Origin of the sequence: Actinoplanes sp. NPDC051859, assembly GCF_044452725.1 — a bacterium.
GTDB lineage: Bacteria > Actinomycetota > Actinomycetes > Mycobacteriales > Micromonosporaceae > Actinoplanes.
Map to the genome: position 1 here is coordinate 21037 of NZ_JBITBX010000007.1, position 12261 is coordinate 33297.

A 12261-nucleotide genomic window follows, 5' to 3' on the forward strand; every position below is an offset into this window, starting at 1 on the left:
ACAGCTTTCAGTGCTCGTCGGCGAGCGCGCCCTGGACGTAGCTCGCGGTCAGCACGGTGAAAACGTAGGCCTGGAGGCAGATGACCAAGAACTCGAGCATGGTCAGCGCCACGGTGAGCAGCCAGGACAGCACCGAGACCGGAGCCAGCCAGGCATTCGCGTTGATCATTGCGAAGCCGCCGAGCGTGAACACCAGCAGCAGCATGTGGCCGGCGAACATGTTGGCGAAAAGTCGGACCGCCAGCGAGAACGGGCGGACCAGGAAGTTCGAGAAGAACTCGATCGGAATCAGCAACGGCAGGATGAACCACGGCGCCGGCGGGATCAGCGCGTGCTTGAAGTACTTCAAGCCGCCGTGGTGACGCATGCCGACGTAGATGAACATGACGTAGCTGATGACCGCGAGGATCGCCGGGAACGCGATGTGCGAGCTCGGCGAGATCTGAATCAGCGGCACGATGCCGAACAGGTTCATCATCAGGATGAAGCAGAACAGCGTCGTCAGGTACGGCGCGAAGGCCACACCCTTCGGCCCGATCATCTCGATCGCGATGTTGTTCCGCACGAAGCCGTAGGCGCTTTCCGCCATCCACTGCTTCTTGGTGGGAACGAGCTTCGGCTTCCGGTTGGACACCAGGAAGAACACGATGATGAGCGCGACGGCAACCCAGACCAGGAGAGTGATCTTGGTGAACCAGGGGGACGTGCCGCCCCACGGGTAGAGGCTGGGCAGGTAGAAGTCCTCGACACTGGGCGGGAACTCCGCTGCGAGGACCGTCGACTGACCGATCACCGTAGCCCTTCCTGTCAGGCGCCGAGGCGGCGCACGATGAGGTAGACACCACCACCGATACCGACGACCGCGCCGATTCCGGCGAAGATGCCTTTGGTACCGACCCAGTGGTCGACCAGCCAGCCGATCCCACCCCAGACCAACATGCCCGCGAAGAGATAGGTGACTGCCGTCATGCCCATGCCCGTGTCGGGCGGGGTTTCCGGGCTGTCACCGGGGGATTCGTTGGGGGGTTTCTGACCGGCCATGACGGCATGAAGATATCAGTCAGGAACGCGAAGCTAAGCGGGACCCCCCGCACAACCGCAGTTGTCCAGGCGTCGGAGGTCTCGCAACTAGCCAGGAACGGTACTCCCCCTCCGCGAGAACCGGACACCCTTGCCGCCCTCCCGTCACCGATTCGTGGATCAAAACCCACGAAAGGCATGCTGACGAGGCACGACTCCGGTGCTCTAGATCACTTTCGGCGGGCCAGTCCGGCGACCCACCAAATCTGTACGGCCGTCCAGCCCATCACTCCGGCGACGACGCCCCAACCGAGCGCGGAGCGACCCGTCCACTCCGAGGAGACCACAAATGCCAGGATCACGCCGAACAATGAATACTTCACCACGTATGTGATGATTCCCAGCGGCATGATCAGCGCGGGTCGGACGGTGTCCGCCCAGGCCAGCACGAGCGTCGACATCGTGTAGCTGATCGTCACGATCATGACTCCGGCCGCCGCGCCGACCGCCGCAGGCGCTCCCTCGGCGAAGAAGCCCACCGAGGCCGCGCACATCATCAGCGCGAACGAGAACGCCGTGAGAAACGGCAGATGCGCGGTCTTCCACCGTGGATCAGCGGGCAGCGGCGGGAGATCCGGCAGCGGTTCCCGGTCCTCTTCGTCTTCCTCCACGACCAGGTGGTCCCAGTCACCACGCTGCTCGGGAACGACGTCCTCACGCTCGGCGGCACGCTTCGGCTCCGTCATGCCGGCACGCTCTCTTTCGCGTACGCGGGAAAGCGCTGGACCAACGCACCCACCTCGTCAGCGACCTCGCGCAGCGCGCCCGTTCCCCCGGCCGTTGTCGGGTCGGCGCGGACGGCCAAGGCGATGAGCCCGGCGATCTGTCGCATCTCCCCCTCGCGCATGCCCTGTGTGGTGACGCTGGGCGTGCCGACCCGGATCCCGGAGGCGGTCATCGGCTTCTCCGGGTCGAACGGGATGGCGTTCTTGTTGAGCGTGATCCGCGCCCGGTCGCAGCGGGCCTCGGCGTCGCTGCCGGTGACTCCCAGATCGCGGAGGTCGAGCAGGGCGAGGTGGGTGTCGGTGCCACCGGAGACGGGACGCATGCCCTCGGCGGCGAGCCCGGCGGCCAGCGCCTGGGCGTTCCGCACGACCTGCTGGGCGTACGTCTGGTAGTCGGGCAGTGCGGCCTCGCGCAGCGCGACGGCCTTCGCGGCGACGGCGTGCATCAGCGGCCCGCCCTGGGTGAACGGGAAAACGGCCTTGTCGATCCGCGCGGCGAGACTGTCACGGCAGAGAATCATGCCGCCTCGCGGCCCGCGGAGCACCTTGTGGGTGGTGCAGGACACCACGTCGGCATACGGTACGGGCGACGGCACCGCCCGCCCGGCCACCAGCCCGATGAAGTGCGCGGCGTCGACCATCAGGTAGGCGCCCACCTCGTCGGCGATGTCCCGGAACGCCTTGAAGTCGATGAGCCGCGGGTACGCGGTGGCGCCGCAGACGATCAGCTTGGGCCGATGGGCGAGGGCGAGGTCACGCACCTCGTCGTAGTCGATCAGCTCGGTGTCCTCGCGGACGTGGTAGGCGATGGGGTGGAACCACTTCCCCGAGAAGTTGACCTTGCTGCCGTGGGTGAGGTGGCCGCCGTGCGGCAGGTCCATCGCCAGCACCGGGTCGCCGGGCTGCACGAGGGCGGCGTACGCGGCCATGTTCGCGGAGGCGCCGGAGTGCGGCTGGACGTTGGCGTGCTCCGCGCCGAAGAGCTCCTTCGCCCGTTCGACGGCCAGCTCCTCGGCTCGGTCGACCTCAGCGCAGCCGCCGTAGTAGCGCCGTCCGGGATAGCCCTCCGCGTACTTGTTGGTCAGGGTGGAGCCGAGCGCGGCCAGCACGGCCGGGGACGTGAAGTTCTCGCTCGCGATGAGCTGGAGTCCTTCGCGCTGGCGCTCGAGCTCACCCAGGATCACCTCGGCGATCTCGGGGTCTTCGCGCCGCAGCGCGGAGAAGTCGGGACCCCAGAACGTGTCCATGGCGCGCTCCCTCAGGTCGGCGGCACCGCCGGAATACGAGCATATGGCTTATCCGGCCGCGCCTGGGGCACTGTGTGGGTTATGCGCTGTCTGGTCACCGGTGCCACCGGCTACATCGGCGGCCGTCTGGCCCCCCGGCTCATCGCCGCGGGGCACGATGTCCGCGCTCTCTCCCGCAGTGCGGCCCGACTCCGCGACGTGCCCTGGGCATCCCAGGCCGAGATCGTCGAGGGCGATCTGTCTGACCCTTCGTCGCTCGGCCCAGCCCTCGAGGGCATCGACGTGGCCTACTTCCTCGTGCACTCGCTCGGCCAGCGCGACTTCGAGCGCCGGGACCGGGAGGCGGCCACCAACTTCGCGCGGGCCGCTTACCAAAAAGGGGTCAGCAGGATCGTCTATCTCGGCGGTCCCGAGCCGCCGGAGGATGAGAAGCCGTCAGCGCACCTACGCTCCCGCGCGGAGGTCGCCCGCATCCTGCTCGACAGTGGCGTCCCGACCGCCGTCCTGCGGGCGCCCGTGATCATCGGCTCCGGCTCGGCGTCGTTCGAGATGCTGCGCTACCTGACCGAGCGCCTGCCGGTCATGGTGACGCCGCGCTGGGTGCGCAACCGCATCCAGCCGATCGCCGTGCGCGATGTGCTGCGCTACCTGATCGCGGCCGCCGAACTGCCGCCCGAGGTCAACCGCGGTTTCGACGTGGGCGGGCCGGATGTTCTCACCTACGCCGAGATGATGCAGCGCTACGCAAAGGTCGCGGGCCTGCGCCGGCGGGTCATCGTGCCGCTGCGCCCGTTGAGTCCGTGGCTGTCCGCGCACTGGGTCGGTGCCATCACCCCGGTCCCCAACGCCATTGCCCGCCCGCTGGTCGGCAGCCTGATCCACGAGGCGTTCGCGCACGAGAACGACATCGCCGAGTACGTACCCGAGCAGCCCATCGGTTTCGACGAGGCGGTTCGGCTCGCCCTGGGCAAGATCCGGGACGCCGAGGTCGAGACGCGCTGGTCCAACGCCTCCGGCGGCGACGCGGCGGCCGAACCGCTGCCCAGCGACCCGACCTGGTCCGGCGGCACGATCTACACCGACGTCCGCTGCCGCGAGGTCGACGCCCCGGTGGACGCCCTGTGGCGCATCATCGAGGGCGTCGGCGGCGACAACGGCTGGTACTCGTTCCCGCTCGCCTGGTCGATCCGCGGCTGGCTCGACCGCCTGGTCGGCGGGGTGGGCCTCCGCCGGGGCCGCCGCGACCGCCACCGGCTGTACGTCGGCGAGGCTCTGGACTGGTGGCGGGTCGAGGAGATCCGGCCCGGTGAGCTGCTGCGCCTCCGCGCCGAGATGCGCGTGCCGGGCCGTGCCTGGCTGGAAATGTCGGCGTCGGCCGGCCCGGACGGCACGAGCGTCTACCGGCAGCGGGCACTGTTCGTGCCGCGCGGGCTAGCTGGGCACGCCTACTGGGCGAGCGTGCTGCCCTTCCACGGCGTCATCTTCAGTGGCATGGCCCGCAACATCGCCCGCGGCGCGCAGCAGGCGCGCAGCTCCGTCCCACCCGACAAGAGCGCCGTCACTGTCCCCCACGAGTCCCGCCCGAACAGCTAGCACCGTCCAACGTTTCAGGCGGCTGCGCGTGATAGACGGTCGCGGATCGCCAGCCACTCCTCGGTCGGCGGCGGCGTACGCACCAGGATCGTGCTCATCCCCGCGTCGTCCAAGCGGTGCAGGGCGGCATAGAGGTCGGCGGCGTACTCGCGCGGATCTGCACTGAGGATCTCGGCCCCGGGGATCGCTGCGGTCTCGTAGGTCAGGACGCCTACCGAGTCGTCGACCGATGCGGGGTCCACCTCGTCGACCAGGATCAGTTTGGCGCGGGGAGCGTAGTGGCGGCGACTCATGCCCGGGGATGGTCGGGCTGAGCCGTCAGCCACCTCATTGGGCAGGGCGAGCGCGCCGGTCACCTCCCGGATTTCGCGCAGGCCGAGGGCGCCGGGGCGCAGCAGGCGCGGCACCTCGCCGGTCACGTCCAGGACGGTGGACTCGATGCCCCAGGACGCCGGGCCGCCGTCCAGCACCAGCGGGACCTCCGGCAGGCTGCGCAGCACGTGCTCCGCGGTCGTCGGAGAGATGCTCTCCGAACGGTTGGCGCTCGGGGCGGCGAGGGGTAGGTCGGTGGCGGCGAGGAGGCGAAGGGCGACGTCGTGGGCGGGCACCCGGATCGCGATCGTGCCGGTGTCGGCGCCCACCTGCGTGAGGTGCGGGGCTCGGCGAACCACCAGCGTCAGCGGTCCAGGCCAGAACGCTGCCGCCAGCTCGTCGGCCACCGCCGGCCACGGGTCGGCCAGCTTGCGGGCAGCAGCCACGTCGGCCACGTGCACGATCAGCGGGTTCCAGGACGGCCGGTTCTTCAGCCGGTAGATCTCGCCGACCGCGGTGGGCGAGAAGGCGTCGGCGCCGAGGCCGTACACGGTTTCGGTGGGGAAGGCGACCACTGAGCCGGCACGCAGCAACTCGGCGGCGCGGCGGACCCCCGCAGCGTCCGCGCGGACGATCACGCCGCCTCCGGGCCAGGCAGGAGGGCCGCCACCAGCAGTGCCATCGTGTCGTCGATCTCGTCCGCGACGCGCTGGAAGGTCTGATCGCCACGGCCCCACGGGTCGTCCACATCGTCGGTGGGCAGCGGCTCCACCTTCACGCGCAGCTGGTTTGCCGCAGCGACCACGGCGGCAGCCCGGGCAGCGAACACGTCCGGCTCGGTCCCGGCCGGGGGCAACGCGGCGAGGTCCATCTGCCGCACCAGCCGGCCGAAATGACCCAGGACGAACGTACGGCCGGCGGCGTCGGGCAGCAGGTCGCCGACCAGTCCGACCTGCTCCCCGGTGGCGGTGAGGATCAAGCCCGCCTCCGCGAGGTGCGGGGCGCTCAGTTTGCGGGCCGCGAACCCGTCGGTGTTGCCGCCGCGCAGCCGGAGCTGCCGTGCCGCCGGCGGGTTCATCTCCTCGCCGGCGTGCCAGCCGCCCATGCCCGCGCTGACGCTACGCAGCAGGTCGTCCGGGTCGGCGTCCGGGTCGAGCTTGCCGAGCCGCTGTGTCACGGCCAGCGCCAGCAGGCGCTCGGCCATCGGGGACCGGCAGATGTTGCCCAGGCAGACGTGCAGGACGGTGAACGGTGGCACGGTCAGGAACCCGCGGCCAGGATGTCCGGCACGACGTCGCGCAGTTTCTCGAACGCGATCGCACCGTCGCGCAACACCCGGGGGACGGCGCCGGTGACGTCGACGATCGTGCTGGGCGCCGGGTCGTGCGCTCCCCCGGCCTCCAGGTAGACGCGGACGGCGTACTCAAGCTGGTCGCGGGCGTCTTCGGCGGTGAGTGGGGCGGGCTGCCCGACCTTGTTGGCGGTGGTGACCGCCATCGGGCCGACCTCGCGCAGGACTTCGAGGGCGACCGGGTGCAGCGGCATCCGGACGGCTACCCGGCCGCCGGTGTCGCCGAGGTCCCACTGCAGGCTCGGCGAGTGCTCCACCAGGATGGTGAGCGCACCGGGCCAGAACGCGTCAGCCAGCTCCCGGGCCGCCTTGGGCAGCGAATAGACCAGGCCGTCCAGGGTGTGCCGGGAACCGACCAGCACCGGCGGCGCCACCCGGCGGTCGACGCCGCGGGCGTTCTGCAGCGCGTTGACCGCGTGCGGGGTGAAGGCGTCCGCGCCGATGCCATAGACCGTGTCGGTCGGCATGACGATCAGTTCACCGCTCTTGGCCGCCTCCACGGCGGCGGCGATGCCGCGGTCGCGCTCGGACACGGCACGGCAGTCGTAGAGCATCACGAGATGCAGTCTGCCATGGTGCCCACGGTGCCTGTCAGGCCCGCCGGGCAGTCGCAAACCGGGGCCGCCCGGTGAGGTCCGGATGGCCGGTGGCCTCCGTGAACCGACCGTCGGCGTGCAGCAGGTCCGGCACCGCGTCGCCGTGCACGTCGTCGTGTTCGATCCCCAGGAACCCGCCGGGTCGCAGCAGACCGGCGGCGAGGGCGATCACCGGCCGGATCACGTCGAGCCCGTCGGCGCCGCCGAAGACGGCCATGGCCGGGTCGTGGTCGGCGACCTCGGGCGGCACCTCGGTGGCGTCCGGCACGTACGGCGGGTTGCACAGCACGACATCGACCGTGCCCCGCAGGTCGGCAAGCAGGTCGGGGTCGGTGACGTCGCCCTCGACCACCTCGACGCGGGGCCGGTCGGCAGTGTTGCGGCGCAGCCAGACCAGCGCGGCGGGTGACCGTTCGACGGCCAGGACCCGACCCGGCCGGGCCTCGTCATCCACCGCCAACGCGAGGGCACCGCTGCCGCTGCACAGATCGACCACCGTGGCGCCCGGCGTGGTGTGCTCGATGCCCCAGCCGGCCAACAGTTCCGTTTCGGGGCGCGGCACAAAGACACCGTCGCCGACTGCCAGCTCCAGATGGCGGAAGGCGGCCGTGCCGAGCAGGTGTTGCAGCGGGATCCGGTCCGCCCGCCGAGCCACCAATTCGGCGAGCCGGTCCCGCTCCGCAAGCCGCACGGTGTCCACGAGCAACAGCCGCCCGCGCCCGACGCCGAGGACGTGCGCGGCAAGCAGTTCGGCATCGACGCGCGGTGATGCGACCCCCGCCGCGGCTAGCTGGGCGGTGGCCTCGGCGAGAACGGGTGCCAACCTCGTCCGTTCCGTGCCTTCGGAGGGGTGTTCGTGCGCGACTGTCACGGCATAATCATGGAACGTCGTCCACGGCGGTGACCGGCCGGGTCATCGATCGATAAACGACGCCGGCAGGAGATCCTCGATGCCCGTAGCCATGCCATGACCTGGTTGGACCAGCTCCCGGACTGTGTCGACGACCTGCGCCGCGCCGGCGAGCTCCAGCAGGGCGGCCGGTCCGCCGAGGCGCTGCCGCTGCTCGACAAGGTTCTCGAGCTGACCGGCGACCCGCTGACCCGGGCGTACGCGCTGGTGCAACGGTTCGGTGCGCTGATCAATCTGGGGCGGGTCGCCGAGTTCGCCACCGCGATGACGGTGGCGTCCAACGCGGTGCACGAGTCCTCCGATCCCTATCTGCGGGGTCAGATGCACGCCTTCGCGGCGCTCGGTGCCCACCTGCAGCGGGCGCTCGACCGCGGCGTCACCCACCTCGTCCAGGCTTCGCGTGCGCTCGCTGCCGTGCCGGACGGCGATTCGGAGACCGCGTGGGGCTGGCATGACCTGGCGATGGCGTATTCCTATCTGGGTTTTCACGGCCACGCGCTGACCGCGATCGAGCAGGCCCGCCAGGTCGGCGCGGCGGCCGGGATGGCGGAGGAGCTGTTCGCGGCCCCCGGCATCCGGTTGCGCAACGCGGTGGCCCTCGACCACCAGGGCGACACGGACGGCTGTCTGCGGGTGCTGCGTGACATCGACACCGAGCTCACCCGGTATGTCGCCACCGGCGCCGACGCCCGGCTGCGCCCGAGCAGCCGCCCGGTGTACGGCTACGCCCTGGCCCGCCGCGCCGCGCTGGGCGAGAGCACGAACACCGACGTCGCCAGCCTGTTCACCGGCGGGGGCGATAGCGTCCGCTCCCGGGACCTGCGCCACCTCGGCGGGGTGTGCTTAGCCATCGCGGCCGGCCAGCCCGCGGACGCGCTGCGCCAACTCGATGCCGTGCCGGTGTCGCAGGAGATCCTGGGACCCGCCGAACCGGCCCGCCTGCGCAGCATCTGCCACGCCGCGGCGGGCGATCATGAGGCCGCACACCGCGCCGACCGGTACGCCTTCCGCCTCGCCGCCCAGCGCATCGACCGACTCCGCGACGGCTACCTGGACGGGGTGTCGGCCCGCCTCGACACCCAGGAGACGCACCGCGACGCCGCCCGGTACGGCGATGAGACCCTGACCGATCCGCTCACCGGCCTGCCCAACCGCCGTCAGCTCGAGCGCTACGTGGCGGCGATGCTGGCCCGGGGCGAGCGCGCGGCGATCGGTGTCTGTGACCTGATCGGTTTCAGCGCGGTCAACGCCCGACACGGCCGGCACTGCGGCGACCTGGTCCTGCAGCGCATCGCGGGCGTGCTGAACCGGGTCATGCGTCGCGGCGACTTCGTGGCCCGCTTTGCCGGCGACGAGTTCGTCGTGGTGCTGCCCGGCGCCGGGGCGGCCCAGGCGGCCGAGGTGTCCCGGCGGATCAGCGCCGCCGCGGCCGGGGAGAACTGGCAGGTGTTGGTGCCGGGCACTCCGATCGGCCTGGCCGCCGGCTGGTCCGAGGTCGGCGCCCACCTGCACGGGCTCAGCGCCGCACTCGCCGACGCGGCGGGCCGCCGCAGGCCCGCCTGATCGTCGGGCCTGTTTTACGCTCATCGACATGAGCGTCATCGAGCTGGGGCTCGTCACTGATCATCCGGAGGAACCGACCGAGCAGCCCCGGCGGCCGGTACGGCTTGCCGATGTCCGACGGGTGCTGGTGGCGGTGGTCGTGGCGCTCTGCGTGCTGGGCCTGACCGGGTCGGCGCGGCCCGAGTCACACGGTCTTCGCCAGCTGTGGAGCGTGCCGTTCCAGGAGGGCAGCCACACCTTGGCGATGGGGCCGGACCTGATTTACGTGCTGGACTCCGCGCAGAGCGTGCTGACCGCGTTCGGCGCCCGGGACGGCGAGGTGCGCTGGTCCAGCAAGGAACTGGGCCGCGCGTCCTGGGTGGGGCCGGTCGAGTCCGGGGTGCTGCTGATGCCGGGCGCCGACACTCAGGCACCGATGAATGACCAGGGCTTCCGGCAGTTCACCACGGAGACTGTCGGCGTGGACGCCGCCACCGGAGTCGTGCGCTGGCGGCTTCCGGGCGAGTTCTTTCCGCTGGGCGACGGGCGAGTGCTGCTCATCGACTGGAATGCCGAGGGCAACACGGTCACGACCCTGACCGTGGTGCAGCTGAGCGACGGCAAGCGGCTGTGGTCTCAGCAAGGCGAGGGTTTGGAGAGCTGGATGAGCGGCGGCATCAGCCCGTCGACCGGCACCGACCGCCTGGTCACCGTCGACAAGCAGGGAAAAGCCCAGACCCACGACCTGGCAGATGGCCGGATCGTCGCACGCGGCAAGGTGCCCTGGATGGGGCAGGGACAGCGCGAGGATTCGTACTCCAACCTCTCCGTCGACGGCCACACGCTCTATCTGGAGACGGTGGTGCGGGAAGAGGGCACGCTGGCGGCGTACGACACGGAGACGATGCGCCGGAAGTGGCAGATCGAGGGGCGCTCGTACGGCGGCTACTTCGGTTGCGGGCCCGTGCTCTGCATCAACGGGACGGACGGGGTCGCCGGCTACGACCGGGAGACGGGTGAGCTGCGCTGGACCTCGCCCGGGCAGATCAGCGGCATGCCGATGGGCGGGACCACGATCCTGGTTGCCAACGACACCAGCGAAGGGTCCCGGCAGGCGCTGGTGGACGGCCGGACCGGGCGCCGCTTTGCGGATTTGGGCACCGGCGTCATGGTGTGGGACTTCCGTCCACCGGGACGCGCGCGCCTCCTGCTGAACCGTGCCTGGGAGCCGCCGGGCCGGACGTCGGTCAGCGAGGTCGACGAGACCGGCCAGGTGTTCCTGCGCGGCACGGTCCCGCTGGTCCAGGACTACAGCTGTTCCAGCTCCGGTGACCTGCTGGTCTGTCTCAGCGCCGACGCTCGCCTCATGGTCACGGACGTCGGCTGATCTCCGACTCACCGGCGAGCCGGGCGGCCCGGTCGGCTTCGGCGAGCGCGTCGAGCACGCCGTCGAGCTCGCCGCCCAGCGCCAGATCCAGGTTGTACGCGGTGTAGCCGATCCGGTGGTCGGTGATCCGGTTCTGCGGGAAGTTGTAGGTGCGGATCCGCTCGGACCGGTCGACCGTACGGACCTGGGCTTTGCGGGAGTCGGAGGCGGCGGCGTCTGCCTCCTCCTGGGCCTGGGCGAGCAGCCGGGAGCGCAGAATGCGCATCGCCGACTCCCGGTTCTGCAGTTGGCTCTTCTCGTTCTGGCAACTCACCACCGTGCCGGTGGGCAGGTGGGTGATCCGCACGGCGGAGTCGGTGGTGTTGACCGACTGGCCGCCGGGCCCGGACGACCGGAACACGTCGATCCGCAGGTCGTTCGCCTCGATCTGCACGTCGACGTCTTCCGCCTCGGGCAGGACGAGCACGCCGGCGGCGGAGGTGTGGATGCGGCCCTGCGACTCGGTGACGGGCACCCGCTGGACGCGGTGGACGCCGCCCTCCCACTTGAGCCGGGACCAGACGCCGTGTCCACCCTCGGGTACGCCCTTGGTCTTGACGGCCACCGACACGTCTTTGACGCCACCGAGGTCGGAGTCCTGCGCGTCGATGACTTCGACGGTCCAGCCGCGGCGCTCGGCGTACCGGGTGTACATGCGCAGCAGGTCGCCCGCGAACAGGGCGGATTCCTGGCCGCCTTCGCCGGCTTTGATCTCGACGATGACGTCCTTGGCGTCGTGCGGATCCCGGGGGATCAGCATTTCGCCGAGCTTCTCCTCGAGCGGCGGGAGGGTGGCGGCGACCGCCTCGACCTCACCGGCGAAGGACGGGTCCTCGGCGGCGAGCTCTTTGGCGGCGGCCAGGTCGGCGCGGGCGGCCTCGAGCTCGGTGTGGGCGGCGAAGAGCGGCGCCAGCTCGGCGAAGCGGCGCCCGACCCGGCGCACCAGGGCCTGGTCGGAATGGATGGAGGGGTCCTCCATCTGCTTTTCGAGCTGCGCGTACTCGTTCAGCAGCGTGGTCAGCCGGTCGTTGCTCACGGTGTCCCCTCACATACCAACGGCGCCCGGCCCCGCGAGTCGCGGAACCGGGCGCCGTGGAGGCAATTATTTCTTCTTGCCGGCGTTGATCTTGGCGTACTTCGCCTGGAACTTGGCGACCCGGCCCGCGGTGTCCAGCACGCGCTGCTTGCCCGTGTAGAAGGGGTGGCAGGCGCTGCAGGTCTCGACGCGGATCTCGCCGCCCTTGGCGGTGCTGCGAGTCGTGAAGGTGCTGCCGCAGGAGCACACGACCTCGGTCGAGGTGTACTCCGGGTGGATTCCGCTCTTCATGTCTTCTCGGTCTCTCTCGATGACGGTCGCCGGGTCGCCCGCACGGACGTGAACCGGAACCTTTGCTGGCCGATGGACCAGTCTGCCATGTCACAGACCCCAACCGAAAATCAGGAGGCGTTTCCTGGTCCGTGGTCGATAACGTGAGCGGC

13 protein-coding genes are annotated in these 12261 nt (G+C 70.5%); 3 read left to right on the plus strand and 10 right to left on the minus strand.

The window, feature by feature from the left end:
* Positions 1-7 precede the first annotated feature (7 nt).
* From atpB to glyA, 4 genes are all read right to left on the minus strand, one after another.
* Positions 8-793 (minus strand): F0F1 ATP synthase subunit A, encoded by a 786-nt coding sequence (atpB, locus tag ACIA1L_RS18875; protein ID WP_396074104.1) that lies wholly within the window; start codon positions 791-793, stop codon positions 8-10.
* 14 nt (positions 794-807) lie between these two features.
* Entirely contained in the window at positions 808-1041 is a 234-nt protein-coding gene (locus ACIA1L_RS18880) for a hypothetical protein (RefSeq protein ID WP_396074105.1), read from the minus strand.
* Positions 1042-1250: 209 nt separating this feature from the next.
* Positions 1251-1766: a hypothetical protein gene (locus tag ACIA1L_RS18885; protein WP_396074106.1), complete on the minus strand. Its 516-nt coding sequence runs from the start codon at positions 1764-1766 to the stop codon at positions 1251-1253.
* Positions 1763-3052, minus strand: coding sequence for a serine hydroxymethyltransferase (glyA, locus tag ACIA1L_RS18890; protein WP_396074107.1), 1290 nt, complete (start codon positions 3050-3052; stop codon positions 1763-1765). Before glyA ends, ACIA1L_RS18885 begins: the two co-directional genes overlap by 4 nt.
* 81 nt (positions 3053-3133) lie before the next feature.
* Here glyA and ACIA1L_RS18895 point away from each other — a divergent pair, with 81 nt between their 5' ends.
* Positions 3134-4645 carry an SDR family oxidoreductase gene (locus ACIA1L_RS18895; RefSeq protein WP_396074108.1) on the plus strand — a complete coding sequence of 504 codons (1512 nt, stop codon included), beginning with the start codon at positions 3134-3136 and terminating at the stop codon, positions 4643-4645.
* Between the two features lie 14 nt (positions 4646-4659).
* On the opposite strand, the gene ACIA1L_RS18900 is transcribed toward ACIA1L_RS18895, so the two are convergent.
* Genes ACIA1L_RS18900 through prmC form a run of 4 tightly spaced genes read right to left on the minus strand, consistent with a single transcriptional unit; the run spans position 4660 to position 7775 of the window.
* A complete protein-coding gene (locus ACIA1L_RS18900) occupies positions 4660-5595 on the minus strand; it encodes an L-threonylcarbamoyladenylate synthase (RefSeq protein ID WP_396074109.1) in 936 nt (311 codons plus the stop codon).
* Positions 5592-6215: a phosphotyrosine protein phosphatase gene (locus ACIA1L_RS18905; protein WP_396074110.1), complete on the minus strand. Its 624-nt coding sequence runs from the start codon at positions 6213-6215 to the stop codon at positions 5592-5594. Before ACIA1L_RS18905 ends, ACIA1L_RS18900 begins: the two co-directional genes overlap by 4 nt.
* Before the next feature lie 2 nt (positions 6216-6217).
* Entirely contained in the window at positions 6218-6862 is a 645-nt protein-coding gene (locus tag ACIA1L_RS18910; protein ID WP_396074470.1) for an L-threonylcarbamoyladenylate synthase, read from the minus strand.
* Positions 6863-6899: 37 nt separating this feature from the next.
* Positions 6900-7775 (minus strand): peptide chain release factor N(5)-glutamine methyltransferase, encoded by an 876-nt coding sequence (gene prmC, locus ACIA1L_RS18915; protein ID WP_396074111.1) that lies wholly within the window; start codon positions 7773-7775, stop codon positions 6900-6902.
* A gap of 96 nt (positions 7776-7871) precedes the next feature.
* Between prmC and ACIA1L_RS18920 the strand changes: the two genes are divergently transcribed.
* Together ACIA1L_RS18920 and ACIA1L_RS18925 are read left to right on the plus strand one after the other, a co-directional pair.
* A complete protein-coding gene (locus ACIA1L_RS18920; RefSeq protein WP_396074112.1) occupies positions 7872-9377 on the plus strand; it encodes a diguanylate cyclase domain-containing protein in 1506 nt (501 codons plus the stop codon).
* A 28-nt stretch (positions 9378-9405) separates the two neighbouring features.
* Positions 9406-10743, plus strand: coding sequence for a PQQ-binding-like beta-propeller repeat protein (locus tag ACIA1L_RS18925; RefSeq protein WP_396074113.1), 1338 nt, complete (start codon positions 9406-9408; stop codon positions 10741-10743).
* Here ACIA1L_RS18925 and prfA read toward each other — a convergent pair.
* On the minus strand, positions 10727-11818 hold the full coding sequence (gene prfA / locus ACIA1L_RS18930) for a peptide chain release factor 1 (protein ID WP_396074114.1): 1092 nt from the start codon (positions 11816-11818) through the stop codon (positions 10727-10729). The two genes, ACIA1L_RS18925 and prfA, sit on opposite strands and share 17 nt — an antisense overlap.
* A gap of 66 nt (positions 11819-11884) precedes the next feature.
* Entirely contained in the window at positions 11885-12109 is a 225-nt protein-coding gene (gene rpmE / locus ACIA1L_RS18935) for a 50S ribosomal protein L31 (RefSeq protein ID WP_396074115.1), read from the minus strand.
* Positions 12110-12261 lie beyond the last annotated feature (152 nt).

Bases quoted from the DNA above. Each gene is read 5' to 3' on its own strand.
- ACIA1L_RS18880 (WP_396074105.1), bottom strand. From the start codon at position 1,041: ATGGCCGGTCAGAAACCCCCCAACGAATCCCCCGGTGACAGCCCGGAA.
- ACIA1L_RS18885 (WP_396074106.1), bottom strand. From the start codon at position 1,766: ATGACGGAGCCGAAGCGTGCCGCCGAGCGTGAGGACGTCGTTCCCGAG.
- glyA (WP_396074107.1), bottom strand. From the start codon at position 3,052: ATGGACACGTTCTGGGGTCCCGACTTCTCCGCGCTGCGGCGCGAAGAC.
- ACIA1L_RS18895 (WP_396074108.1), top strand. From the start codon at position 3,134: ATGCGCTGTCTGGTCACCGGTGCCACCGGCTACATCGGCGGCCGTCTG.
- ACIA1L_RS18910 (WP_396074470.1), bottom strand. From the start codon at position 6,862: ATGCTCTACGACTGCCGTGCCGTGTCCGAGCGCGACCGCGGCATCGCC.
- ACIA1L_RS18920 (WP_396074112.1), top strand. From the start codon at position 7,872: ATGACCTGGTTGGACCAGCTCCCGGACTGTGTCGACGACCTGCGCCGC.
- ACIA1L_RS18925 (WP_396074113.1), top strand. From the start codon at position 9,406: ATGAGCGTCATCGAGCTGGGGCTCGTCACTGATCATCCGGAGGAACCG.
- rpmE (WP_396074115.1), bottom strand. From the start codon at position 12,109: ATGAAGAGCGGAATCCACCCGGAGTACACCTCGACCGAGGTCGTGTGC.